Genomic DNA, 24,840 nt, shown 5'->3' on the forward strand with positions numbered 1-24,840 from the left:
GACGTGGCGGTGAACGTCGGTTCGGGTAACGCCTTGCGGTCGATCTTCCCTGAGGAGGTCAGCGGGAACTCTTCCAGCACAACGATCTGGGCCGGCACCATGTATTCGGGCAGCTGTTCGGCCAACCACTGGCGCACCTCACCGACCTTGGCATTGGTGTGGGGGTCGTTGGCGTATCCGCCGTGCTGACGGGCATCGGTGGCGGGTTGGTAGAGATCGGTGAGCGCCGGCATCGCCTCGCCGTCGGACGCCCGGATGAAGACGGCGTCCAGGGTGCCGGGCTGAGTGCCCCAGGTGACCCCGACGTGATATCCGGCGGCCTCGCCGAGCCGGTACAGCTGCTCGGGGGTGACGACATCCTCGGCAGTGGCGATCGTGTTGGCATGGACGAGCGCCTCGGCGAGCGGGAGCCCGGCGGCGAGTGCCTGTTCGATGGCGACATCGGCGATCACCCCGGTGCGGGGAATCGAACTGACCCGCGCGGTGGACGGACGTCGAGCCGTCAACTCGGCGCTCAACCCACTCAGACCCGCGCATTCTGTCCACGCCCAGTCGGGCGCACCGGCCAGCGAACACACCTGCGCCGGCGCCTTGTGAATGATGACGTCGTAGCGGTACCGGGTCAGCTCGTTGTCGGCTTCACCACGTTTGACGTGGATACCCACACCACCGACCGCAGGGTGCTCAGCTGCCCAGCTGGTGAAGAACTCTGGGGACAACAGCAATTCGTGTTCGCCCACCGTTGCGCGTTGCACGCGTTGACGGATGTCGTCGGTGTCGGTTCCGCTACCGCTGCGCGCCAGGGCGATGCCCGTCTGGAATGCGCCCTGCAGACTGTGGTTGCGCACATCGCCGACGAACAACGTCCCGCCCGGGGCCAGCAGCTCCACTGCCTTGTCGATGACCTCCGCCAGATATCCGGCGCTCGGGAAGTACTGGACCACAGAGTTGATGAGCACAACGTCGAAGTGCTCCTGCGGAAGCCCCTCGGTGACGTGCGCGGGTCGGGTCGACAATTGCACCCGATCGCCCCACGACTGCCCGGAAACCTCAGCCTGCAGCTTGGCGATCGTCGGCGCGGAAAAGTCTGTGCCCCAGTACTCCACGCACTTCGGGGCAATCTGCGACAGCATCAGCCCCGAGCCGACGCCGACCTCCAGCACCCGTCGCGGTTGCAGAGCCAGGATCCGGTCGACCGTCTTCGAACGCCATTCGGCCATCTCCGGCAACGGAATCGGATCGTCGGTGTAGCTGCTGTTCCAACCCCGGAAATCGTTGCCGAACTCCACCACCTGGAGATCGGCGTCATACAGCTCGTCGTAGATGTTCTGCCACTGGTCGACGACTTCGGCGTCGTGACCGGCGGTGCTGGTCTGTTCGAGACCGATGTAACCGACGAGGTGATCGACCCCGGTACTGCTGCGATGTATCGTCGCCGCCGCCTGGGTGACCTGGGGGCAGGCCAGCATCGTGTTCTCGATCTCCCCTAGTTCCAGCCGCTGACCGCGCAGTTTGATCTGCGCGTCGGCCCGGCCCAGGTACTCGAGGCTTCCCGCCGGGGTCCAGCGCACCAGGTCTCCGGTGCGATACATGCGGGTTCCGGGTGCCCCAAACGGGTTGGCCACGAACCGGTCCGCCGTCAGATCGGGCCGGCCGACATAACCGCGAGCCACCGCCGGGCCGGCCAGATACAGCTCACCGATCACCCCGACCGGCGCCGGATTCAGCCGCGTATCGAGTACAAGCGCATGTGTGCCGGGAACCGGGGCGCCGATCCGTACCGGTTCGCCACTCGAGAGAGCACTCCAGGTCGACCAGATGGTGACCTCGGTAGGCCCGTAGGCGTTGAACATCGCCCGTCCGGGTGCCCACGCCGCCACCAGCTCCGCAGGGCACGCCTCCCCGCCGGTGACCAGCGTGTCCAGTCCGTCGACGCGGGCCGGGTCGAGCGTCGCCAGCACCGTCGGGGTGATCAACGCGGCATCAACCCGCTGGTGGTGCAAGACCTCGTTCAGCGCTTCACCGGCATAGGAATCCGGAGGAGCCACCACCAGCGCAGCGCCCGAGGACACCGCCCACAACCACTCGAACACCGAGGCATCGAACGTCGGTGCGGCCACCATCAGCACCCGCGCGCCCGGGCGCACCCCGAACAACTCACGATGCGCCGCAGCCACCCCCAACACACCGGCATGGCTGATCGCCACACCTTTGGGCGTGCCGGTGGAGCCGGACGTGAAGATCACGTAGGCGGCATTGTCAATACTCAACGGCGCCAACCGATCCACGTCAGTGATCGGTTCAGAAGACTGCTCCGAAAGGTCCAATGCGGCCATGTCCAATACCGGACGCACTCCGGACCCGTCGACACTGTCAGCACCGAGGGTCAGAACGCAGGCCGCGCCGACGGTGTCGAGTACCGTGGCGATCCGCTCAGCCGGATGCGACCGATCCACCGGTACATACACCCCGCCGGCCTTGAGCACCGCCCACCACGCGACCACCAACTCCAAAGAGCGGCCCATCGCCACGCCCACCGCACGCTCCGGACCCACCCCCGCACCGATCAACCCCCAAGCCAACCGGTTCGATGCCTCATCCAGCTCTCGATACGACAGGACCCGTTCCCCGTCGACAACCGCCACACCATCCGGATCCGCAGCCACCGCCGCCGCCAACAACTCCGGACCCAAACCCACCGGAGCGCCAACACCCGAGCCAGACCAGTTGCGCAACAACCGATCCCGCTCATCTGGTTCCAGCAGAGCCACCTCGCCCACCACGACTGACGAGTCAGCCACCACGGTCTCAAGCACCCGACCGAACCAACCCACCAACCGCTCGATACTGGACCGGTCATACAAATCCGTGGCATAGGCCACCGTGCCGGCCGCCATCAGCGCACCGAGCCCCTCGGCGGGCGTTGCCTTCAGATCGAACAGCGCACACGCATCCCCACTGGGTAGCTCTCGAAGATCGAACTCGAGGTCGAACCGGGCGGTACGAATGTCGGCGGTCAACGGCTCGACGCTCAGCGCGTCCAACGCGATCTCCGGGCGGACATTGTTCTGGAAGGCCAGGGCCACCTGGAACAACGGATGGTGCGAGGTGGAGCGCGTCGGGTTGAGCCGCTCCACGAGCAACTCGAACGGAACATCCTGATTGGCATAGGCGTCCAGCGCCTTCTGCCGCACCCGCTCCAACACCTCGCCGAACCGCAGTGCGGGCTCGACAGCCACCCTCAGCACCCAGGTGTTGACGAAGAACCCGACCAGCTCGTCGAGCGCCTGATCGTTGCGTCCGGCGATCGGCGTACCCAGCGCGATGTCCTCGCCGGCCCCGGCCCGCTGAAGCGCCACCGCCATCGCGGCCTGCAACACCATCGACACCGTCGCGTTGTGCGCCGCGGCAACCGCCTTGACCCCCGCCCACACCGGCGGGGCGATGCTCATCTCGACCGCATCTCCGCGATAGCTCGGTACCGGCGGGCGGGAACGATCCGCGGGCGGCGACACTACCTCGGGAAGTTCCGCCAGCTCCTGGCGCCAGTATCCCAACTGGCTGGCGATCACGCTGTCAGGATCCGACTCCGCGCCCAGCCAATCCTGTTGCCACAACGTGTAGTCGGCGTACTGCACCGGCAGCGGCACCCAGTCCGGATCCTGGTCATGGAGCCGGGCCCGATATGCCACGCCCACATCCCGGGCCATGGGCGCCATTGACCAACCATCAAAAGCAATGTGATGCAGCACAATTCCGAGCACATACCGTTCGGGGCCCAACTCGTAGATCTGCGCCCTGATCGGGATCTCGGCGGCCAGATCAAACCGGTACGCCGCCAACGCCATCAGCTCGCCGGCCAGATCGACCTCCGGCACCCGTACCACCGCGGGCCCGCCGCGCCGCCACAATCCCGGCTCGGCAGGCAGCACCTTCTGGAAGGCCAAGCCGTCGACTTGAGGAAACACCGTGCGCAGTGACTCGTGCCGGGAGATCACGTCATCGAGGGCCGATGAGAGCGCTTCCACATCGAGGGCACCGTTGATCCGGAACGCCGTCGGCATGTTGTAGGTCGCGGCCCCGTCCTCGAACCGGTTGAGGAACCACAGCCGGCCCTGTGCAAACGACAGTGGAATAGCTTCGGGGCGTTCACCGGCGACCAATGGTGCGCGCCGGTCGACGCTTTCGCCGACGCGAGGTGCCAACTGGGCCACCGTCGGTGCATCGAACAAGGTGCGCACGGCAAGCCCGGCATCCAGACTGGTGTTGACCGCCGCGACCGTACGCATCGCCAGAATGCTGTCGCCGCCGAGGTCGAAGAACGAGTCATCCACCCCCACCCGATCCAACCCCAACACCTGAGCGAAGATGCCGGCCAGGATCTCCTCGACCGCGTTGGTCGGGGCGCGATACCCGTCACCGACGTATTCGGGTGCCGGCAGGGCCCGCTTGTCCAGCTTGCCGTTAACCGTCAACGGCAACTGCTCCAGCGCCACGACCGCCGCAGGCACCATATAACTCGGCAACCGCTGCGCCAACACAGCCCGCACCTGCACCGGATCCGCAACACCGGTCAGATAAGCCACCAGACGCTTCTCACCCGGACGGTCCTCACGGGCGATCACCACCGCCTGATCGACCCCATCCACACCAGCCAAAACCGTTTGAATCTCGCCCAACTCGATCCGATACCCACGAATCTTGACCTGCTCATCAGCCCGCCCGGCATACCGCAACTGCCCATCAGGACCCCACGACACCAGATCCCCGGTCCGATACATCCGCGATCCGTCACCACCGAACGGGCACGGGACGAACCGCGACGCAGTCAACCCCGGACGGCGCACATAACCCACACCCACACCCCGGCCCGCCACGTACAACTCACCCACCACACCCGGAGTCACCGGGCGTAGCCACTGATCGAGAACAAACAGCGCAGCGCCCGGCACCGGCACACCAATCGGGACGGAATCCGAACCGGGCACCAGCGGAGCGCTGATCGTGGCATATACCGTCGTCTCCGTCGGCCCGTAGCCGTTGATCATCACCCGGCCCGGCGCCCACCGATCCACCACATCCACCGGACACGCCTCGGCAGCCACCATCAGCGCCGCCACTGAATCCAACTGCGCGGGATCCAAAACACTTACAGCAGAGGGAGTCTGGCTCAGAACCGTCACCCGCTCCCCGACCAGGAGCGCTTGCAGCATCTCGGGCGACCGGGCGGTCTGCTCGGGCACCATAACCAGTCGCCCGCCGTGCAGCAACGCCCCCCAGATCTCCCACACCGAATAATCGAAAGCCAACGACGAACACGCAGCCCACACCTGGCCCGGACCCATCTCGACACCGACGTCCATACCATCGAAGAGCCGGGTCACGTTCTGATGCGTGACTGCAACGCCTTTCGGCGTTCCCGTCGTCCCCGATGTGTAGATGATGTGTGCCACGTCGTCAGCAGACGGGACCGCGAGGGCCGTCGCCGGCCGCGCGGCGATCCGCGGATCAGCCATATCGATGACCGCCACGGCACGACCGTCCAGCCGCTCGACCAACGCCGCCGTGGTCAGCACCGCCACCGGTGCGGCATCTGCCACCATGAACTCGATCCGGGCGTCCGGCACCGCCGGATCAATCGGCAGATACGCCGCTCCCGACTTCAATACACCCAAGATGGCAACGACCGCATCAGCCGAGCGCTCGGCAAGCAAACCCACGCAGGTACCCGGGCCCGCACCCTGGTCGACCAACAGGTGCGCCAACCGATTCGAGGCCTCATCCAACTCCCGATAGGACATTGAACGACCGTCGAAGCTGATCGCCACCGCGTCTGGGGCCTGCGCCACCCGCGCCGCGAACAATCCCGGAATCGACTCTTCGTCCACTGGCTGCCGCAAGACCGCCCAATGGCCGACCGTTCCGAGGCGCGAACACTCATCGCGATCCAACACATCCACCGTTGACAACGCGCGCGACGGATCGGCCGTCATCGCCACCAGCACCCGCTCCAACCGGACGGCCAGTTCAGCGATCTCGAAGTTCGAGAACGGCTGCCCAGAACCCATGGCGCTGAGGAAGAGCTGGTCGCCGGCGCCCGAGAAGATCAACCCGAAGCCACCCACAACACCGGCGTTGGTCAAGGTCGCGGATGCCTCCGCACCGCCGAAGTCCAGGGTGAACGTCGACGGAAGGAAGTTGACGCTGACCCGGTTCGCCAACTGGCCCGACCCGCGCGAGTTGACCTTGCGCTCAAGCCCGCGCACCGGGAAACGCTGATGCTGCAACGCTTCCCGAATCCGGCTGTCAGCTTGTTCGCAGAAATCGGTGATCGACGTTTGCGGCGACGCATCCAGTACCAGTGGCACAACCCCCGCCACCATCCCGGGAATGGTTCGCGCTTCAGGGCTCACTCGCCGGCTGACCGGAAAATCCAGAACCACGGTCGCGCCTTGCGCACGCCAACCGCGGACCAACAGCGCCAAGGCCGCGGTGAGGACCGACGATCGCGGGAGACTCTTCAGTTGGGCGGACTGCTCAACACGGCGCAGAACCGAGGGATCCAATTGCACCGGCGCAGAAGACCAGTACGGGTCGTGCTCGTCCGTGGCCACAGGCAGTGGATACTGCTGCTCGTCGTCAGGGGGAAGGTTTCCGGCCCAGTAGGCCTCATCGTCGAGGTAGTCCCCTGAGGCCTCGTAGTCCGATTCAGAGTCGACCAGATCGGACAACGAGCCGAACAAGTCGGATGAGATGGGAGCGCCGGTGACAGTTGCGGAGTAGACGGACGCAACGCGATGGCCGATCAGCGCGAGCCCGGTGCCATCCACCACGATGTGGTGGAAGCACGCGATCAGGAAGTGTTCATCGATACGGGTCTGGAAGAGTGCGAACCTGAACAGCGGCCCGGTCAACGGCATTGGTGTGCGCTGGATTGCCGCCGCCAGGTCGCGGGCTTCCTGAACGGGGTCGTCCGCGTTCCGGACGTCATAGAAGTCCAGCGCGACATTCGAATAGTCGACCGCTCTCTGGAAAACCTGACCGTCGACTTCGAAGAACGTGGCCCGTACGGGTTCGGCCTCACGGATCACCCGACAGATCGCCCACTCAAGGACGTCGCGCTCTACCGTGCCTGCGATTCTCACGAACAGTCCGAGTTGCCACTCCGTACCGGAGCGAGCCATGTCTTGCGCCAGCCAGATGTCGAGCTGTGCGCGCGTTACCGGCAGCGATTGTTGATCCTGCTGCATCGGAATCTCCCACCGCGAGATGTCATGCGAGCCCCCCCCCCGGGCCCGTCTACGTATCAGAGGCCTGACCTTGCGCCAGCCTGTCGCGCAGCGTCTTCGGCCGGATGTCCGGCCAGTTCTGTTCGATGTAGTCCAGACACGCGGCGCGATCCGCTTCGCCGAAGGCCACCTTCCAGCCGGCTGGAACGTCGGCGAAGGTCGGCCACAGGCTGTGTTGCTCCTCGTCGTTGATCAGGACGAGAAAACGACCGTTGTCATCGTCGAAAGGGTTGATGCTCATCTGGTCCTCCCCACCGTCTAGTGGACCAGGAAAAGCGTCGCAACGTTCCGGAGGCAGGACTGCATTACCCCACACCTACGCCCGCGTTGTTTTTGTTTCTTTGGCCCACTCCAGCTATGCCGTACCTAGTTGCAGGGCGCCAGCATATCGACTTCTCTTCACGGGGGTGTAGAAATCGAAGATCCGGGCATATCCTGTTGCTGTGTCGCGGTCATTCGACTTCACGGTCGACTCATCAGCCACAGTTGAGCAAATCCATTTTGCATTCGGCGAACGGGACTACTGGCTTGCACGGCTGACGAAGTTCGGCAGCCTCGGCCGGCTCGACACGTTGAGCGTGGATACCGATGGCTCCATCACCGCCGTCGTCGTGCACAACCTGCGCCCAGATGGCCTACCAGCACCTTTCACGAAGTTCTTCCCCAGCGAGTGGCAGATAGTCCAGAACGAGAAGTGGCGTGCGATCGGCGGTGGGCGGGTACGCGGCGAGGTCAGTGTCGTGCCGCACGGGGCGCCCGGGTCCTGGGTCGGTACGGCACTCATAACACCCAGGTCGGACGGGTCGCAGCTGAAGTGTGCAGCGACCGCGGAGTTCAAGGTCCCGCTGATCGGCGGGAAGATCGAGGGCCTGATGGGCCGCATGTTGGTGCAGAACATCTCCGTCGTGCAGCGCTTCACGGCCGAATGGATCACGAGCCACGTCTGACCGAACCCACCCTGCACGACATCCGTGTAGTTCAATCCAGCGAAACGGGGCGCGTTGTCCCCTGGCCAGATGAACCTGCCGAAGCCCGGTAGCGAGTCGCAGATGCATAACCGCGCAACTAATCAGCAAACCATGGCCATGGGCTGCAATACTGCTAGTCCGCGGGTTCTGCAGCCGCTGGCGGCGGACATTGAGTTAGCCATGATGGCGCCGCATTGTCTCGAATAATGCAGGCCAAGATCACCAGTCGCAAAATTTGCGATTGCAAACACGGGCCACCCTGGCTAACAGACCGCTGCCAGGAAGATCACAATCAATATCAAACATTCGCCGTGCGTCGATCATTAATTGTTGACAAGTGAAATAAATGGCCATGTACGGAATTCGTCGCGCAATTATTCAGATCTTGATTGAGGTTTCCAGAATCGGTCTGCAACCCTCAACTGACGCTTGCCAGCACGAACGGCAAGACCTCGCTCGCACCTGCGTCGCGCAGCACGCGGGTGGCCATCGTCAAGGTCCATCCGGTGTCGGTCATGTCGTCGACCAACAACACCGGACCCTTCGAATCGAGTCGTGGCTGTGCCCACGCGCCATCCAACGCTGCCACCCGATAGGCCGAATTCGCGGCGGTGACGGGCCGATGGTGCGGGGTGTAGGACAGGACGCCCAGGTTTGTCAGCCGTCCGATCTGCGCCAGCCGCGCCACCGTCGAAGAGATCAACGCCGGATGTGCCTGAGAGTCCAGCCCCATGACCGCAGCCGGCCGCTGATCCCAATCCCATGCCTTGAGCACCTCGATGGCCGCCCCGATCACGTCGTCGGGTACCTCGCCGTCGGGTTCGGCCAGCAGGCGCCGTAGCCGCGCTCCCCAGCCCAGATCGGTGAGTCGGCCGATCGCCCGGCCCGGCGCGGCACCGTCGGCGATCCGGCCGGACAACGGCACACCCAGCGCAGCCAGTCCGGAGGGCCACTGCTTGCGCGGGGCAACCAGGACGCCCGGCCGGGACAACCGTTGCGCGGTATCGGTGAGAATGTCCTGCGCCACCGCGGCCTCGTAGCGCCGGCCGGTGCAGTTGTCACATCGGCCACAGCGTGTGTCAGGCACCAGCTCGGGATCGTCGAGCTGGCCACGCAGGAACACCATCCGGCAGCCGTCCGTAGCCTGATAGTCGAGCATCGCCTGCTGCTCCCGGCGGCGTGCCTCGTCGAGCGCGCGGTAGCGGGGCTCGTCATAACTCCAGGGCTCTCCGGTACCGATCCAGCCGCCCTTCACCCGGCGGACCGCACCGTCCACGTCGAGCACCTTGAGCACCATCTCGAGGCGCGACCGGTTGAGGTCGACCAGCGGTTCCAGCGCCTGGGTGGACTGTGCACGGTCGGTCTCCAGTGCACCGATGACGTGGCGCACCATTGATTCCGACGGGAACGCCACCGACGCGAAGTACCTCCAGACGTCCTGATCCTCGGTGCCGGGAAGCAGGATCACCTCGGCGCTCTCGGTCGCGCGCCCAGCGCGCCCCACCTGCTGGTAGTAGGCGATCGGAGACGACGGCGCCCCCAGATGCACGACGAACCCCAGATCGGGTTTGTCGAAGCCCATCCCCAACGCTGACGTCGCCACCAGCGCCTTGACCCGATTGTCGAGCAGGTCGGATTCCAGTTGTTCGCGTTCGGTGGTGTCGGTGGACCCGGTGTAGGCGGCCACCTTGTGGCCGTGCTCGGACAGAAGCGCCGCCACGTCGTGCGCCTGGGCCACGGTCAGGGTGTAGATGATGCCGGAGCCGGGCAGGGCATCCAGTTGCGCGGCGATCCAGGCGGCGCGTTGCGCGGGGGTGCCAGCCTGTACCACGGACAGCCGTAACGACTCGCGGTCCAGGCCGCCGCGCAGCACCAAGGTATCCGACCCGCCCACCCCCAACTGGGCCGCGACGTCACCGACCACCCGGTCGTTGGCGGTCGCCGTGGTGGCGAGAACCGGTACCTGAGAACCCAATTCGGCGACCAGGGTACGGATCCGGCGGTAGTCCGGCCGGAAGTCGTGTCCCCAGTCCGAAACGCAGTGCGCCTCGTCGACCACCACCAGCCCCGCATCGGCGGCCAGTGCCGGTAGGACGTTGTCACGGAAGTCGGGATTGTTGAGCCGTTCGGGGCTGACGAGCAGTACGTCGAGTTCGCCTTCGGCAACCTGCTGATGGATCGCGTCCCACTCGGTGACATTGCCGGAGTTGATGGTGGCGGCCCGCACCCCGGCCCGCTCCGCCGCGGATACCTGGTTGCGCATCAGCGCCAGCAGCGGCGACACGATGACCGTGGGCCCGCGACCGGAGGCGCGCAGCAGCTTGGCCGCGATGAAGTAGACCGCGGACTTGCCCCACCCGGTCCGCTGCACCACAAGCGCGCGGCGCCGCTGGACCACGAGGGCCTCGATGGCAGCCCACTGGTCATCGCGCAGTACCGCGGTGGACCCCGCCAGTTGTTCGAGGATCGACTGGGCCTGCTCGCGGGTTGCCATACGTCCTATCGTGCCGGTCTGCGCCGACAGGGTGATCACCCCATACCGGATCGCCCGCCGGCCACCACACCGACACAGAATGCACGCTGGGCCCTCCGATCCCGGAAGGCCCAGCGTGGCAATGCTTTTCGAACGACCCGAAGGCTAGGCCTTGGCGGCTTCCGCTTCCTGTTCGCGCTTGATCTCGAGTGCGATGTCGATCAGCTGGTCTTCCTGACCGCCGATCAGCTTGCGCTGGCCGACGCGGAGCAACAGCTCGTGGGCGGGCACGCCGTAGCGTTCACCCTGGCGCACCGCGTGCTTGAGGAAGCTGGAGTACACCCCCGCGTAGCCCATCACGAGCGCGTTGCGGTCCAGCAGGCACTCGGCCGGCATCGCCGGGGCGACGACCTCTTCGGCGGCATCGGCGATGTCGAAGAAGTCGATGCCGGTCTTGACGCCGATCTTGTCGAACACCCCGACCAGCGCCTCGACCGGTGCGTTGCCCGCACCCGCGCCGAACCGGCGGCATGAGCCGTCGATCTGCTTGGCACCCGCGCGCACGGCCTCGACCGAGTTGGCCACGCCCAGGCCGAGGTTCTCGTGGCCATGAAAACCGACCTGCGCATCGTTGCCGAGTTCGGCGACCAGCGCCGACACCCGGTCTGCGACACCTTCGAGCACCAGGGCTCCCGCGGAGTCCACGACATAGACGCACTGGCAGCCGGCGTCGGCCATGATGCGGGCCTGCTTGGCCAGCTTCTCCGGAGAGATGGTGTGGCTCATCATCAGGAACCCGACGGTCTCCAGGCCCAGCTCGCGGGCCAACCCGAAGTGCTGGATCGACACGTCGGCCTCGGTGCAGTGGGTGGCGATACGGCAGATCGAGCCACCATTGCCCTGGGCTTCCTTGATGTCTTCCTTGGTGCCCACACCGGGCAGCATCAGGAAGGCGATCTTGGCTTCCTTGGCCGTCTCGGCGGCCAGCTTGATCAGCTCCTGCTCCGGGGTCTTGGAGAACCCGTAGTTGAAGCTCGACCCGCCCAGGCCGTCGCCGTGGGTCACCTCGATGACCGGCACACCGGCGGCATCCAGGGCCGCGACGATCGCGCCGACCTCATCCTTGGTGAACTGGTGCCGCTTGTGATGGGACCCGTCACGCAACGACGTGTCGGTCATCCGGACGTCCCATGCGGAATTGAAGAAAACGTCACTCATGCTTGTGCACCTCCCGATACCGCCAGCGACTCCTTGGCGATCTCCTCGCCGACCTTGGTCGCCGCCGCGGTCATGATGTCCAGGTTTCCAGCGTAGGGCGGCAGGTAGTCACCGGCACCCTCCACTTCCACGAACACGGTGACCAGGTGATTTCCACCGTTGACCACCGACGGTTCGTCGAACTGCGGTTCGTTGAGCAGGCGGTAGCCCGGCACATAGGTCTGCACCTCGGCCACCACGTCCTTGATCGACTGGGTGATCGCGGCGTGGTCGGCGTCCTCGGGGATCGCGCAGAAGATGGTGTCGCGCATGATCATCGGCGGCTCGGCCGGGTTGAGGATGATGATCGCCTTGCCGTTGCGGGCCCCACCGATGTCGCGCACACCCGCGCTGGTGGTCTTGGTGAACTCGTCGATGTTGGCCCGGGTGCCCGGACCGGCCGAGGCCGACGACACCGAGGCGACGATCTCGGCGTAAGGAACGTCCACCACTCGGCTCACCGCGTACACCATCGGGATCGTGGCCTGGCCACCACAGGTGACCATGTTGACGTTGGGGGCGTCGAGGTGCGCGCGCAGGTTCGCCGGCGGGATCACGCCGGGCCCGACGGCAGCGGGGGTCAGGTCGATGGCCCGGATGCCGGCCTCGGCGTACCGCGGGGCCGCGTCCCGGTGCACATAGGCACTGGTGGCCTCGAACACCAGGTCCGGCTTCTCGTCCTGGGCCAGCAGCCAGTCCACACCCTCGTGGCTGGTTTCCAGGCCCAGCTTGCGAGCCCGGGCCAACCCCTCAGACTGCGGATCGATGCCGATCATCCAGCGCGGCTCCAGCCACTCCGAACGCAACAGCTTGTACAGCAGGTCGGTGCTGATGTTGCCCGACCCGACAATCGCGACAGATGCCTTATCAGCCATATTGGCTCCCTATTACTCGAAACATCATTCGAAGGAAAGATGTACAGAACCTAACCCGGTGAACTCGGCGACGAAATCGCTGCCCGGAGGTGCATCTATCGCACGCATGAACGCCCCCGGCAACACGACGTCACCGGCCTGCAAGCGCACCCCGAAGCTCTCCACCTTGCGGGCCAGCCAGGCCACCGCGGTGACCGGATTGCCCAGCACCGCCTCACTGTTCCCCTGGGCCACGAACTCACCCCGGTTGGTCAACACTGCGTCGATATTGCTGACGTCGATGTCCTTGGGCGAGACGCGCGTTTCCCCGAGCACCCAACCGGCGCTCGAGGCGTTGTCGGCGATCGTGTCGCACAACTTGATCTGCCAGTTGGTGATGCGGGTGTCGATCAGCTCGATCGCAGGGGCGAACGCGGCGGTGGCGGCGAGCACGTCCTCCTCGGTGCAGCCCGCCCCCGGCAGGTCGTCGGCCAGAATGAATGCGAGCTCGACTTCAACTCGCGGGTAGAGGTACTCAGACGACTTGACCGGCTTGTCTTCGAAAAGCTGCATCTCGTCGAGAAGGTGGCCGTAGTCGGGCTCGTCGACACCCATCATGTCCTGCATCGCCTTGCTGGACAGTCCGACCTTGTGACCCACGATCCGGGCGCCCTCGGCGACCCGCTGACGGATGTTGATCAGCTGGACCTCGTAGGCATCAACCACATCGATGTCGGGGTGGCCGTCGGTCAACGGAGTCATCGGGACCCGGCTGCGCTCGGCTTGGGCCAGGTCGGCCGCCAACTGGGCGCGTACCTCGTCGCTAAGCATTCTGGTGAATTCCCCTCACTTCTTTGACCGGGGCGGTTGTTGGATTGCCGGTCAATTCTATAACGTGTTCTACATGACTGGACAGGAGTACGACGTTGTCGTGGTCGGCAGCGGCGCTGCCGGCATGGTCGCCGCCCTCACCGCAGCCCATCAGGGCCTCTCGACAGTAGTCGTAGAGAAAGCGCCGCACTATGGAGGTTCCACTGCGCGGTCAGGTGGTGGGGTGTGGATCCCGAACAACGAGATTCTCAAACGCGACGGCGTGAAAGACACCCCCGAGGCCGCCCGCACCTACCTGCACAAAATCATCGGTGACGTGGTGCCGGCGGAGAAGATCGACACCTACCTCGACCGCTCGCCGGAGATGCTGTCGTTCGTCCTGAAGAACTCCCCGCTCAAGCTGTGCTGGGTGCCCGGATACTCCGACTATTACCCCGAGACTCCCGGCGGCAAGCCCACCGGCCGCTCGGTCGAGCCCAAGCCGTTCAACGCCAAGAAGCTCGGGGTTGACGAGAAGGGCCTGGAGCCGCCGTACGGCAAGGTCCCGATGAACATGGTGGTGATGCAGCAGGACTACGTCCGGCTCAACCAGCTCAAGCGTCATCCCCGCGGCGTTCTGCGCAGCATCAAGGTGGGAGTCCGCTCCGTGTGGGCCAACGCCACCGGCAAGAACCTGGTCGGCATGGGCCGAGCGCTGATCGCGCCACTGCGCATCGGCCTGCAGCAGGCCGGAGTCCCGGTCCAGCTGAACACCGCACTGACCGATCTCTATGTCGAGGACGGCGCCGTCCGCGGCGTCTACGTTGTCGATCCCCGCGACGCTTCCGCCGAGCCGCAACTGATCCGCGCACGCCGCGCAGTGATCCTCGGCTCGGGCGGATTCGAGCACAACGAGCAGATGCGGGTGAAGTACCAGCGCGCCCCCATCACCACCGAGTGGACCGTGGGCGCGGTCGCCAACACCGGCGACGGCATCCTGGCCGCCGAAAAGCAGGGTGCTGCACTGGAATTCATGGAGGACTCGTGGTGGGGCCCGACGGTCCCGCTGACCGACTCGCCGTGGTTCGCCCTGTCCGAGCGCAACTCCCCCGGCTCGATCATCGTCAACATGGCCGGCAAGCGGTTCATGAACGAATCGATGCCGTACGTCGAGGCCTGCCACCACATGTACGGCGGCGAGTACGGCCAGGGCGCGGGCCCCGGCGAGAACATCCCGGCCTGGCTCATCTTCGACCAGCAATATCGCGACCGCTTCATCTTCGCGGGTCTGCAACCCGGACAACGTATTCCGAAGAAGTGGCTGGAGTCTGGCGTCATCGTCAAGGCCGACACGCTCGAGGAGCTGGCCGCCAAGACCGGTCTGCCCGCCGACGGGTTCGCCGCGACCATCGACCGGTTCAACGGTTTCGCCCGCTCCGGGGTGGACGAGGACTTCCACCGCGGCGAGAGCGCCTACGACCGCTACTACGGCGATCCGACGAACAAACCCAACCCCAACCTCGGCGAGATCAAGCACGGCCCGTACTACGCGGCCAAGATGGTGCCGGGCGACCTGGGCACCAAGGGCGGTGTCCGCACCGACCTCGTCGGCCGGGTGCTACGCGACGACGACTCCGCGATCGAGGGCCTCTACGCCGCAGGTAACGTCAGCTCACCGGTGATGGGTCACACCTACCCCGGCCCGGGCGGGACCATCGGCCCCGCCATGACCTTCGGATACCTCGCGGCACTCGACATCGCCGCGGCTGGAAAGGCCTGACATGCCGATCGATCTCGACAAGGCGCTGGGCGCCGAGCTGGAACCCATCGAGTTCTCCTGGACCAGCAGCGACATCCAGCTGTACCACCTGGGCCTCGGCGCCGGCGCCGACCCGATGGACGCCCGCGAGCTGCGCTATCTCGTCGACGACACCCCACAGGTGCTGCCGACGTTCGGCAATGTCGCGGTCAGCTTCCACATGACCGAGCCGCCCAAGGTTCAGTTCCCCGGCATCGACATCGAGCTGTCGAAGGTGCTGCACGCCAGCGAGGCCGTCAGCGTGCCCGGCCCGATCCCGACCAGCGGAACCGCGAAGTCGGTGCAGCGCTTCACCGAGATCTGGGACAAGGGCAAGGCCGCCGTCATCGTCAGCGAATCCACGGTGACCGATGAATCCGGCAAGGTTCTGTGGACCACCAAGCGGTCGATCTTCGCCCGCGGCGAGGGTGGATTCGGCGGTGAGCGCGGACCCGCGACGTCCGCCGAATTGCCCGATCGCGCACCGGATATCGAGATCTCGTTGCCGACGCTGCCGCAGCAGGCGCTGCTGTACCGGCTGTGCGGTGACCGCAACCCCCTGCACTCCGACCCGGCCTTCGCCGCGGCGGCGGGCTTCGAACGGCCGATCCTGCACGGGCTGTGCACCTACGGCATCGGCTGCAAGGCCATCGTCGACAACCTGCTCGACGGCGACGTCTCCCAGGTGGCTTCCTACGGTGCCCGGTTCGCCGGCGTGGTGATCCCCGGCGAGACGCTGCAGGCCAACATCTGGAAGGAAGACGGCAAGTTCATCGGCGTGCTCACGGCACCGTCGCGGGACAACGCCGTCGTGCTGTCCGGAGTGGAGCTCGTCCCGGCCTAGGCCGTCGGGACGGGCGCTGCCGCTAGCGTAAGCCTCCAACCAGTCGGTATTGCAGGTCCTGAATGAACGGTTGCTCGACCACCGGGACATCCGCGTCCGCTGACGCCACCACGACGCCATCGCGTGACATCGTCACCGTGAAAGATCCGGGGCGCAGCGGCGCCACGCATACCCCGCGGCCGGTGCCGGCGAAACACGACGTCTTCTGATCGCCGGCAGCGATCTCGACTCGGCTGGGTGCGGCGGCAAAACTGACCACCTCGACGGCGTCACGCGGTTCGGTGGTGTGGGGCACCGGACGCATCAGGAGCGTTTCGGGATATGTCGGAAGAGCTGCGACGGGCTGCGTACGGTACGAGACAACAATCGAGTCACGGACGATTCTGGGAATCTCGCCCCACTTGAACACGGTGATGTCATACGCGTTGAGATCGAGCATTCGCCATCCGTGGGCAATCGATGGAGCCATTGCTGTTGATTCGGCGTAGTCGTTCCATGTGATCAGCTGAACCCATTCGGCCCCTTTCTCGATCGCAAGCTGCCACGCCATTCGATTGGTCGTTCCGTTCAACGACTCCTCGAAGATGCCGTTCCGTGGCCGGCTGTCCTGGAACGGGACGGATTGCATCCAGATCTTCCCGCGAAGATGCGCTTGCTTGATCAGGTCACCAGGCGATCCATCGACGTGATCCGTCGGCGCCATTCCGCGGGGGTTCCTCCCGCCCCAGGCGGACAACCCGTAGGAGATCGAATCGTATGCCGCGATGTTCGAGACGTCGACGAAGACGGGGACGAACGCAATCTCGGAATGCAATCTCGCGCTCAGGGCTGCCAAGACTGCTGCCCACCACTGGGGCGGACGGCGCTCGGCGGCGAACGCGCTGAGCACAGGACGACCATCCGCGAGCCGATATGCCGCAGGCGCAGCGAGATACGTCGAGAGATCTGCGACGAGCTCGTCGACGGAAAGATCCAACAGGGGACCGGACATATCGGCGGTGACGAGGATGTCGAAGCCGGCATTCAGGGCAGCAGCCGCCAGCAGCTTGTCCACGATGTCGGACTCCGCCCGCGGCTTGATGACATCTATCGCGAATCCATCGATGCCCACCGACTTGGCTTGACCTATCTCTGTGGTGAAATCCTCTGTCTGCCAATCTGGTTGATCGATATGTTTGCGAGGCAGAGGCCGGTCTCGGAGCAGTCCGCCGTAGTCAGCGTGAATTCCCCCCTCGCCGTCCGGGGAGAGATATTGGAGCTGGTAGTAGTCACTGTCGCCGTCCCTGTTGTCGATGGAAATAGGGAAGTTCGGTACGTAGTGGGCGAATACCTTGCGAGGCGTCGGGCGGCTGGGCAATTCGAACGGCAGGTACGCGGTGACAGCGCGTTCGGGATGCGACTGCGACTGCGACTGCGACTGTTGAGGATTCGGATGCGTGAAAACGAGGCTCGTGGCCACGAGCACCGGCACGAACGCGAGGACCAGGGTGACCTGCACCGCGATCCTGCTTTTAGTCATGGCGCCCATCGCTCGCGTCGTCTCTGCACGGCTTCCAGTCGACCTCGCCCTCACATATAGCGGCCGTCGACCGTCGTGGATCCTTGAGCGAAGTTGACAACCACTCCGACGACGGGGGTACCGATGACCCTTACGCCGGCCACAGTCTCGGTCAAGGAACGCTTCGTCGCACCGGCATCGACCACCAGGACGACGACATCCGCCGCCCCGACCAACACCTGTGCCTCAACGGAATCCGTGAATGCCGGGCAATCGACGATGACGATGTCAGCACCTTCCTTCGCGGCGTCCATGCGGAAGTCGAAGCTTTCAGCGGCGAGCAAGGACGTGGAGCTGACCGTCGTCGTAGTCGTGGAACCGCCATCCGAATGCTGCGGCTGGAACACCGCATCTTCCAACCCGAACTGAACCCCCGCAACGGATCTTCCGCGTTCGGTGAACGCTCGACCGAGCGTTCTCGACACGAAGGTCGCACCATCCCCACTACGCGGGGCTACTACCGCCAACACCGGTGGCTTGCTCAGGTCGGGAAGACGGTGCAGAACCGATTCGACGTTGACGCTGAGGCGCAACGCGGCCTGCCGGAAACCCTCGTCGGTGTCGAAAACAGCCTCCACATCGCCACTCTGGGCGAGTACCTTGTCGCGCGCGAATTGGCCGATCACCTCGCTACCGGTGATGTCCTCGACAGCGCGACGAGACCGCACCTTCGTGTCGAAGCGTTCCAGGAGCTGAATCAACGCCAGCGCCACGCTCAAGCCGAAAGTAAGCGCAGCAGCGCCTACCAGCCACAACGGAAACCCGGTCGCAACCGCCGTCGCCGGATTCGCCCGAGCCACCACCTGAACCAACGGTGGTATATCGGGGTTGTTGTCGATGTACTCGATCTTTGCCACGTAGGAATCGAGCACGTCTCCGTAACCGTTGGCGATATTGGCTGCCCGCTCAGGACTCGCATCGGTCACCGAAACCACCATCAGGACAGTATCTTTCACCGTCGAGGCGGATACCTGACTGACCAGCTCCTGAGGGGACAACGTCAACTTCAGCCGGTCGATGACACGTTGGGCGAGGTCGTCACTCTTGAACATCTTCGCGTACGTCTGCACACGCTGCCGCGAGAAGAGGTCACCCTGGTATGCACCAGCCGAAGTCTTGACGTCGGGCGCCCGCAGGAACAGTTCAGTAGAGGCCGTGTACTGCCTGTGGGCCGTGACGTTATAGGCACTCATCCCCACCAACGCCATGACCGAGCAGATGGCAACGACCAGCCAACGTCGACGTAATACGATCCACCAGCGCTTCAACAGTTCCATGATCTCCCCGGACTTCGTTTCGTAGTGCCGCCTACAACCTGTCGGCAAGGGCGTTGTGCGCCAATGCAGGCGCGGCCACGATGACGCGCCCCAGGTAACGTCCCCGGCCCAATCGCAGCAGCCGTTCAGCCTCTTGCACATCGGAATTCGACGTTCCCGGTGCCTCGGTCACCAGCACGTTCACAGTGCCGGAGCCCGTGAGATCGACCGCGTCAACCGATTCCAGCACCGCCGGCGCAATGACGATCACCTCGCGCGTGGCGGCCAGCAGATTGATCACACCGTTCAGTACGTCGCAAGGCGGACGCACCTCCGGCTCGCTCGAGCCTCCGAACGGCAGCCAGTCGAATCCCCCGACGTCGTCGAACATGATCGCGTCATCGAGCGCCGACCGATTCGCAGCCACGTCCAGAAGGCCCGGCCGCCCCGCTGCTCCGGCAACCACCGACGGATCGGCAACGACGACGATCGGGTGCCGATCCCGGTCGGCCGACATGGCCGCGGCGAGCTGCCGGGCAGCCAACGTGACGGCCGGCGTACCCCGGGGCGCAGCGAAAACCAAAGGCGCCGACGCATCACCGCGCAAGCGTTCGATCTGGAGACCGACCAGCCCCGCGTCCCTGTCGACGACGTCGGTACCCGATTCATCCGCCGACAGAATCCCGAGTACGTCGTCGGCGTCGCCCGCAGAGCCCACGAGCTCCGCAATTGCCCGGCCTTCCCGCATCGCGACATAGGTCAATCCGATCAGGAACCCCAGCAGCAATCCCGATCCGATAATGAGGATTGTCCGAGGTGACACCGGCCGGTCGGGAACCGAGGCCGAGTCCACCAACAACGGCTGGACCGGTGACACCCGCGTGAAGGGCGGTCGCTCGACTTCTTTGACCGCGCCGACCAATTGCTCGGCTGTCTCGTCGGCGATCAGTGCTGCCCTCGTCGGAGACCCGTCGATCGCTTCTACCTCGACGATGACGGTATCCGGTATCACGTGCGTGGTCACCTTGCGGCTCAGGTCCCCCGCCGAGATCCCCAGACCCAGACGTTCACTCACCGGCCCGGTGATGAACGGGGTTTCGACCAGGCGTGCGTAGCTCGCCAGCCTCTGCTGAGTGAACTCGTCGCCATAAGCCAGCACGGCACCGCTGATATTGGGGTCGGCGATGGCCGTCGAATCGTTCCAGTACGGCGCCACGATCATCACGCGGGCAGTCGCCTGATATTCCACCGGCAGAGTGAAGGTAAAGGCGCCGGCGGCGGCACCGCCGAGCAGTGCCCAGCACAGCATCGCCAGAAAATTACGCCGGGCAATCGCGAGCAGGGTGCCGATACTCTTCATTTCGCCAACCCCATCGCCCTCAGGCTGCCGATGATCCGATCGGCGTAATACGCATTACCTTCGCCATTGAGGTGAACGCCATCCTTCCAGAGGAAGGGCGCGAGGTCTTTCCCGCGATACCAGCCTTCCGCTACGGGATCGATGACGTACGCACCCACCTCTTCGGCACTGCGCCTCATGCCACTGGAAACTGCGGGAAAGTTCGACGCCTCCTGTGCCGAAACATAAGACGGCAGGACCACGATGATCTTGGCATTCGGCCACGTGGCACGCACTTTCTTTATGTATTCGTCGGCAGCGACGACGACGTCGGCGGGTTGCAGTCCGAGATCGTTACGACCGCCGTCGATCAGAACGTAGTCCGCGTTGTATTCCTGTTCATCCCTGGCGAGACGATCGATGAAGGGGACACGGTGCGTCTCCGGACCCCCCGCCACGTTGATGAATCCGGTACCCCCCTGCGCATCCACGGTGAGACTCCAGCCGAGCCGATCGCCGAGCAGATACGGGTACGTGCGGAACGTCGGATCGCCGGTACCACCGGCGAAGGAATCGCCGACAACCAGCAGCGTCGGCTTGTAGTCGAACATCGACCCGATCGAGGACACAGTGGAACCAGATGCCTGCCTATGGGTAGACACATCGTTTCGCAGCCATTGCACGTATCCGGCACCTCCAATACAGGCCAGGAGGGCCACACAGAACAGCCCCGCTGACGCACGCGCCGCGCCGGCCGACTTCCCGCTAAACCCGAACATGGTTCCCCCTCGGCCGAGGGGGCACTTCAAGGTCATCGGTATCGTCCGGTCTTCGGTCGATACCACCGATCGGTTCTTTCCGTGCCGAGGATGTCCGCAAGAAGGTCGCAAACACCAGGATGAAGAACAGGTACGAAGCCGCCTGGAGGAGCGAGCCGCGCAACAGGATCATCATGTAGAACGGCAGAACGCAACTGAGCAGAGTCGGCATACCCACTGTGTTGAACTGTCGTTCGATTCCCGTATCGACGCGGTGCAACCACCACCCGAGACCGAACATCCCGAGTATCAGCAGGACCCAACCGCCGTTCAGGTAGAACTCGATCCAGAGCGGCGCCGAGAGGTTCGTGAAGGGGTAGCCGCGTACGTTTGCGATGAGAATCCCCGAATCAACGGGCTTGTCGGTCCAAAAGCTCCGGGGAACGGCGAACAGGAAAACACCGAGCATCTGCCTGCCGGGAACTATTCCGTCGCGCTCGGCCACGAGATATCCATTTGCCAACTGCGCGAACGAATCATAATCGGGGGATATCAATGCCTCGATCGGATTTGCCGCCTTGAAATCGGCCTGGCGGCCGTATCGGAATGCGTCGGCCAGCGGAAACACGACGAGGAGACCCGCCAGGAAAGACGCCGCCATTATTCGGAATCTGGTTCTGGTCGAAGCCAATCCCAACGCAGTCGCTGCGCCCAGGATGGCCGTGCCAGAGAGATACCGGGCATTCGATATGGGGTTCATGCTGTTGGCCAGTAACACGCCGGTCAGCAAGATGAGCGCGAGATTCAGCCTGAGCACACTGCCGGAGGCTGGGAATCCCAACCCGGCAAACTGCTTCAACTCTCGACGAAACCGAACGAGCGCAACAAAAGCCACGAGCAGCGCCATGTAGGAGCAGCCACGAACCATGGACCCCAACGTGCCGGGTTGCCATATCGCGTTATACGCAGCGAAAGATTCGTCACGGCTTCGGGTGAACTGGATCCACCCGACCTTGGACAGATAGTAGGCGTTGAACACGACCGCGAACGCCACCAACAACAACAGGCGCGGGTGATCGATGGTGAACACGCGAGAAACCCGCCCCGCCTGCCCGACCGTTTCTGCCTTGCCACGCAACAGAAGTGCGTTATCCGCGAGGGCGCCGAGCAAAAAGGTGCCGCAGCCGACGATCGCGATGAGCGCCCCCACTCCGACCAAGCTGTGATCCATTCGGGGAACTGTGGAAGGGAAGGCGTCCAGCCGAAGCTGGGCCATCGGGGCGAGCCCCAAGAACGCGTAAGCGAAGGCCCAGTACATCATTTCGAAGAGTCGACGCTCACCGGTTCCGATCAACCATGCGAATCTGAGGCCTGCCACGACGATCACCGGCAGCGACCACATCCAGAGTCGGTTGTCCGGAGCTCCCGTGTATCGGATGATCGCCACCGGGCCGAAGACCACGAGTATTGCGCCGACCCACAACGTCAGGAGCCCGCTGGAGGTCTGAACGCGCGACGCCAGGCGCACGGCGACCGTGTTCGGCAGCGGGCGTCGAGCAACCGGATCAACGGTAAGGCGCAACACCCGTCGTTTCGGGTCAGCCGGCGAACGCAGCTGCGGCATTCGGGGATTCACGGCGACGTCCTCGGCCCACGGGCGGAACCACAGCAGAGCCATCGCCGCCGCAAAAGTCGATGCGGCGGCCATGCCGAGTGACACCCCGGATGCCGTGCGAGTCCACACTGCCGCTCCGAGTGAAGTCAGGAGTACCACTGCCACATAGCCGACCTTCAATCCGAGCGCTTCACGACTGCGGTTGAAGGTGCGGAGGTAGATGGCAACTGCGGTCGCCCAGCCGCCGAGGGCGTACTCAAACGCAATGATCGGCACGATCTGTTGCGTCGCGCCGAACGTCGCACCGAGAAGAAATTCCCCCCACTTCAGCGGCAGAAAAAACAAGGCGATACCCAATGTGGCGGCGGCCAGCGACATCACCGACATGATGCGGACCAAGTTGCGCCACACCTGGATCGGCCGCATCGTCGCGCGCGCGCCCTCGGATATCACGATCAGCGGCACCGCGCCGGCCAGGATGGCCACGGGAGCCAAAACCGCCGTCGCCCCCCGAATTGCGGCCGTGACTGCCGGACCGAGCACCAGCGTGACGAACAACAACACCGCAAAAACCGTGGCCTGCTCCAGTCCTGCCTCAGTGCCGTATCGGACGCGGTGTTGCCAACCGTCGGACATCCATTCGCGATAGCTCGTGAGCCGCGGGCCCACCCGGACGTTGACGGCCAGGCCGACCAGGGCGACGAGCGCCAGCAGACCCCAGGCGCACACCAGCAGTGTGGCCGTGATGTAGGGCAGCTTGAGCCAGGCGCCCGCCAGCAGCAGTGCCGAGCCGGCAAACCACACACCGTCCCAGATGGCCGCGATCTGCGAGCGGCCCTCAGCAATAGCGATGTAGCGCAACACATCCTGCACGAGCACTACGGGCACGGCCAACAGCAGCAGAACTGCCTCGGTACGGACCGCCGAACCGCCGACGGCAACCATCGCGATTCCGACGACGGGTGCGATGAGCAACGCCGTGGTTACGGCATATCCACCTTCCTGACGGATATCGCCGGCGGACTTCGCTGACCTGAGCAGGAGCGGCGTGCCCAGCGCCCCGCGCAACACGCCGATAGCTGCCGCCAGCAGCGTCATCACCAGGCCGATCCGCCCGAAGTCCGCGACTGACGTCACAACGGCGATCGCATAGATGATCAGGCCGTTGCTCAGGCTGGAGAACACCTGATCCATCCCGCCGGCCATTGCCCGCGTCTTGCTGAATGCCGACGGCCGCTCCATGTCCGCTACCCCTCGGCCGCCGACGCCCACACCTTCTCCAAGGCGGGCAGTGAATCCGTCAAGCCGTGATTGGCGAACAGTTCGAAATTTCCAAAACTGCCTCGCCATTCCGAGATCCGGGGATCTGAGATGGTCCGATGCACGTCCCCCGGTAGATCCAGGGTCAGATCGGAACCATTGAGTGTGAGCCGCGCCTCGTAGGGCGTGGCCCCATCTTCAGCCAACGGCGCCGGGAATTCGCCCGCCGCTATGACATCCAAAGGGTCTCCGGCAGAATGCGACACACTGACGTTCCAGTTCACCGGGGTCAACACGAAATGCACCGGCAGCGGACGGACCATCGGCGGGAAGCTGGAGTCGACGCCGCGGGACACGACGAACGCCATAGCTCCCTTGGTGCCGTTACCCGGCCGGAATACGAACCGTGCCCCCATCGACCGCAGGGGTGCACCCAGGTCCGGCGTACTGAAGAATCCTGCCGCACTGTCCGGCTCGGTGGGCTGATAGGTGAGTCGCCCATCGACCAGCCGGGGACGGGCGCCCGGGTCTCCCGGGGTGCCCGTGACCAGGGCCGGCTGACCACCGTCGAACCTGCCCGGCGCGGGCCCATTGGGCTGGTCCGCAAAGGTGGCTTCGACGCTGATCCCCTGTGCGGCAACGGAAACGCGTCCACGAACGAACCCCCACCACAGTGCGCCTGTCACCACGACGGCGAGCAGCACCGCCCAGACAACCTGTAGACCCAGCCGAAGAGAACCGCGGGTAGTTCGTTTGCTCAT

15 protein-coding genes (1 of these 15 running past the window's edge) are annotated in these 24,840 nt (G+C 64.7%); 3 read left to right on the top strand and 12 right to left on the bottom strand.

Annotation, left to right across the window (positions count from 1 at the left end; genetic code table 11):
- Window positions 1–7,250, bottom strand: the start of a protein-coding gene (locus ACZYZ7_RS29085) for a non-ribosomal peptide synthase/polyketide synthase (RefSeq protein WP_463742336.1). 15,517 nt of this gene lie to the left of the window's left edge; only the first 7,250 of its 22,767 coding nucleotides appear in the window; the start codon lies at window positions 7,248–7,250; the stop codon falls past the left edge of the window.
- A gap of 49 nt (window positions 7,251–7,299) precedes the next feature.
- A complete protein-coding gene (locus ACZYZ7_RS29090) occupies window positions 7,300–7,530 on the bottom strand; it encodes an MbtH family protein (protein WP_135458681.1) in 231 nt (76 codons plus the stop codon).
- A 202-nt stretch (window positions 7,531–7,732) separates the two neighbouring features.
- On the opposite strand from ACZYZ7_RS29090, the gene ACZYZ7_RS29095 reads away from it, so the two are divergent.
- Window positions 7,733–8,236 carry a DUF2505 domain-containing protein gene (locus ACZYZ7_RS29095; protein WP_463742337.1) on the top strand — a complete coding sequence of 168 codons (504 nt, stop codon included), beginning with the start codon at window positions 7,733–7,735 and terminating at the stop codon, window positions 8,234–8,236.
- 439 nt (window positions 8,237–8,675) lie between these two features.
- On the opposite strand, the gene ACZYZ7_RS29100 is transcribed toward ACZYZ7_RS29095, so the two are convergent.
- The 4 genes from ACZYZ7_RS29100 to ACZYZ7_RS29115 all read right to left on the bottom strand — a co-directional run bounded on the left by ACZYZ7_RS29100 (window position 8,676) and on the right by ACZYZ7_RS29115 (window position 13,672).
- A complete protein-coding gene (locus ACZYZ7_RS29100; RefSeq protein ID WP_463742338.1) occupies window positions 8,676–10,751 on the bottom strand; it encodes a RecQ family ATP-dependent DNA helicase in 2,076 nt (691 codons plus the stop codon).
- 144 nt (window positions 10,752–10,895) lie between these two features.
- Entirely contained in the window at window positions 10,896–11,948 is a 1,053-nt protein-coding gene (dmpG, locus tag ACZYZ7_RS29105) for a 4-hydroxy-2-oxovalerate aldolase (RefSeq protein ID WP_450072970.1), read from the bottom strand.
- Complete coding sequence (locus ACZYZ7_RS29110) at window positions 11,945–12,862, bottom strand: acetaldehyde dehydrogenase (acetylating) (protein ID WP_463742339.1); 918 nt, start codon at window positions 12,860–12,862, stop codon at window positions 11,945–11,947. Before ACZYZ7_RS29110 ends, dmpG begins: the two co-directional genes overlap by 4 nt.
- Window positions 12,863–12,886: 24 nt before the next feature.
- The gene (locus ACZYZ7_RS29115; protein WP_450072968.1) at window positions 12,887–13,672 is read right to left on the bottom strand and encodes a 2-keto-4-pentenoate hydratase; all 786 of its coding nucleotides are present in this window, start codon (window positions 13,670–13,672) and stop codon (window positions 12,887–12,889) included.
- Window positions 13,673–13,745: 73 nt separating this feature from the next.
- On the opposite strand from ACZYZ7_RS29115, the gene kstD reads away from it, so the two are divergent.
- Both kstD and ACZYZ7_RS29125 read left to right on the top strand, forming a co-directional pair.
- Window positions 13,746–15,431, top strand: coding sequence for a 3-oxosteroid 1-dehydrogenase (gene kstD / locus ACZYZ7_RS29120; protein ID WP_463742340.1), 1,686 nt, complete (start codon window positions 13,746–13,748; stop codon window positions 15,429–15,431).
- Between the two features lies 1 nt (window position 15,432).
- The gene (locus ACZYZ7_RS29125) at window positions 15,433–16,293 is read left to right on the top strand and encodes a MaoC family dehydratase (RefSeq protein ID WP_135458694.1); all 861 of its coding nucleotides are present in this window, start codon (window positions 15,433–15,435) and stop codon (window positions 16,291–16,293) included.
- A 22-nt stretch (window positions 16,294–16,315) separates the two neighbouring features.
- Here ACZYZ7_RS29125 and ACZYZ7_RS29130 read toward each other — a convergent pair whose 3' ends face one another.
- From ACZYZ7_RS29130 to ACZYZ7_RS29155, 6 genes are all read right to left on the bottom strand, one after another.
- Window positions 16,316–17,758, bottom strand: coding sequence for an endo-1,3-alpha-glucanase family glycosylhydrolase (locus tag ACZYZ7_RS29130; protein ID WP_463742341.1), 1,443 nt, complete (start codon window positions 17,756–17,758; stop codon window positions 16,316–16,318).
- A 104-nt stretch (window positions 17,759–17,862) separates the two neighbouring features.
- Window positions 17,863–19,128, bottom strand: coding sequence for a Wzz/FepE/Etk N-terminal domain-containing protein (locus tag ACZYZ7_RS29135; RefSeq protein ID WP_450072964.1), 1,266 nt, complete (start codon window positions 19,126–19,128; stop codon window positions 17,863–17,865).
- A 31-nt stretch (window positions 19,129–19,159) separates the two neighbouring features.
- Window positions 19,160–20,467, bottom strand: coding sequence for a hypothetical protein (locus ACZYZ7_RS29140; RefSeq protein ID WP_463742342.1), 1,308 nt, complete (start codon window positions 20,465–20,467; stop codon window positions 19,160–19,162).
- On the bottom strand, window positions 20,464–21,057 hold the full coding sequence (locus tag ACZYZ7_RS29145; protein ID WP_167858001.1) for an SGNH/GDSL hydrolase family protein: 594 nt from the start codon (window positions 21,055–21,057) through the stop codon (window positions 20,464–20,466). The genes ACZYZ7_RS29140 and ACZYZ7_RS29145 overlap by 4 nt, the downstream gene beginning before the upstream one ends.
- Before the next feature lie 154 nt (window positions 21,058–21,211).
- Window positions 21,212–24,061 (bottom strand): MATE family efflux transporter, encoded by a 2,850-nt coding sequence (locus ACZYZ7_RS29150; RefSeq protein WP_450072962.1) that lies wholly within the window; start codon window positions 24,059–24,061, stop codon window positions 21,212–21,214.
- Window positions 24,062–24,066: 5 nt separating this feature from the next.
- Window positions 24,067–24,840 (bottom strand): hypothetical protein, encoded by a 774-nt coding sequence (locus tag ACZYZ7_RS29155; protein WP_463742343.1) that lies wholly within the window; start codon window positions 24,838–24,840, stop codon window positions 24,067–24,069.

This window comes from Mycobacterium sp. IDUB_17, from assembly GCF_055419465.1.

What these genes read in the sequence shown, in the direction of transcription:
- ACZYZ7_RS29145 (WP_167858001.1), bottom strand. Translation starts at nt 21,057, where the DNA reads ATGTTCGACTACAAGCCGACGCTGCTGGTTGTCGGCGATTCCTTCGCC.
- ACZYZ7_RS29110 (WP_463742339.1), bottom strand. Translation starts at nt 12,862, where the DNA reads ATGGCTGATAAGGCATCTGTCGCGATTGTCGGGTCGGGCAACATCAGC.
- dmpG (WP_450072970.1), bottom strand. Translation starts at nt 11,948, where the DNA reads ATGAGTGACGTTTTCTTCAATTCCGCATGGGACGTCCGGATGACCGAC.
- ACZYZ7_RS29090 (WP_135458681.1), bottom strand. Translation starts at nt 7,530, where the DNA reads ATGAGCATCAACCCTTTCGACGATGACAACGGTCGTTTTCTCGTCCTG.
- ACZYZ7_RS29140 (WP_463742342.1), bottom strand. Translation starts at nt 20,467, where the DNA reads ATGAAGAGTATCGGCACCCTGCTCGCGATTGCCCGGCGTAATTTTCTG.
- ACZYZ7_RS29125 (WP_135458694.1), top strand. Translation starts at nt 15,433, where the DNA reads ATGCCGATCGATCTCGACAAGGCGCTGGGCGCCGAGCTGGAACCCATC.
- ACZYZ7_RS29135 (WP_450072964.1), bottom strand. Translation starts at nt 19,128, where the DNA reads ATGGAACTGTTGAAGCGCTGGTGGATCGTATTACGTCGACGTTGGCTG.
- ACZYZ7_RS29115 (WP_450072968.1), bottom strand. Translation starts at nt 13,672, where the DNA reads ATGCTTAGCGACGAGGTACGCGCCCAGTTGGCGGCCGACCTGGCCCAA.
- kstD (WP_463742340.1), top strand. Translation starts at nt 13,746, where the DNA reads ATGACTGGACAGGAGTACGACGTTGTCGTGGTCGGCAGCGGCGCTGCC.
- ACZYZ7_RS29100 (WP_463742338.1), bottom strand. Translation starts at nt 10,751, where the DNA reads ATGGCAACCCGCGAGCAGGCCCAGTCGATCCTCGAACAACTGGCGGGG.
- ACZYZ7_RS29150 (WP_450072962.1), bottom strand. Translation starts at nt 24,061, where the DNA reads ATGGAGCGGCCGTCGGCATTCAGCAAGACGCGGGCAATGGCCGGCGGG.
- ACZYZ7_RS29155 (WP_463742343.1), bottom strand. Translation starts at nt 24,840, where the DNA reads ATGAGCAAACGAACTACCCGCGGTTCTCTTCGGCTGGGTCTACAGGTT.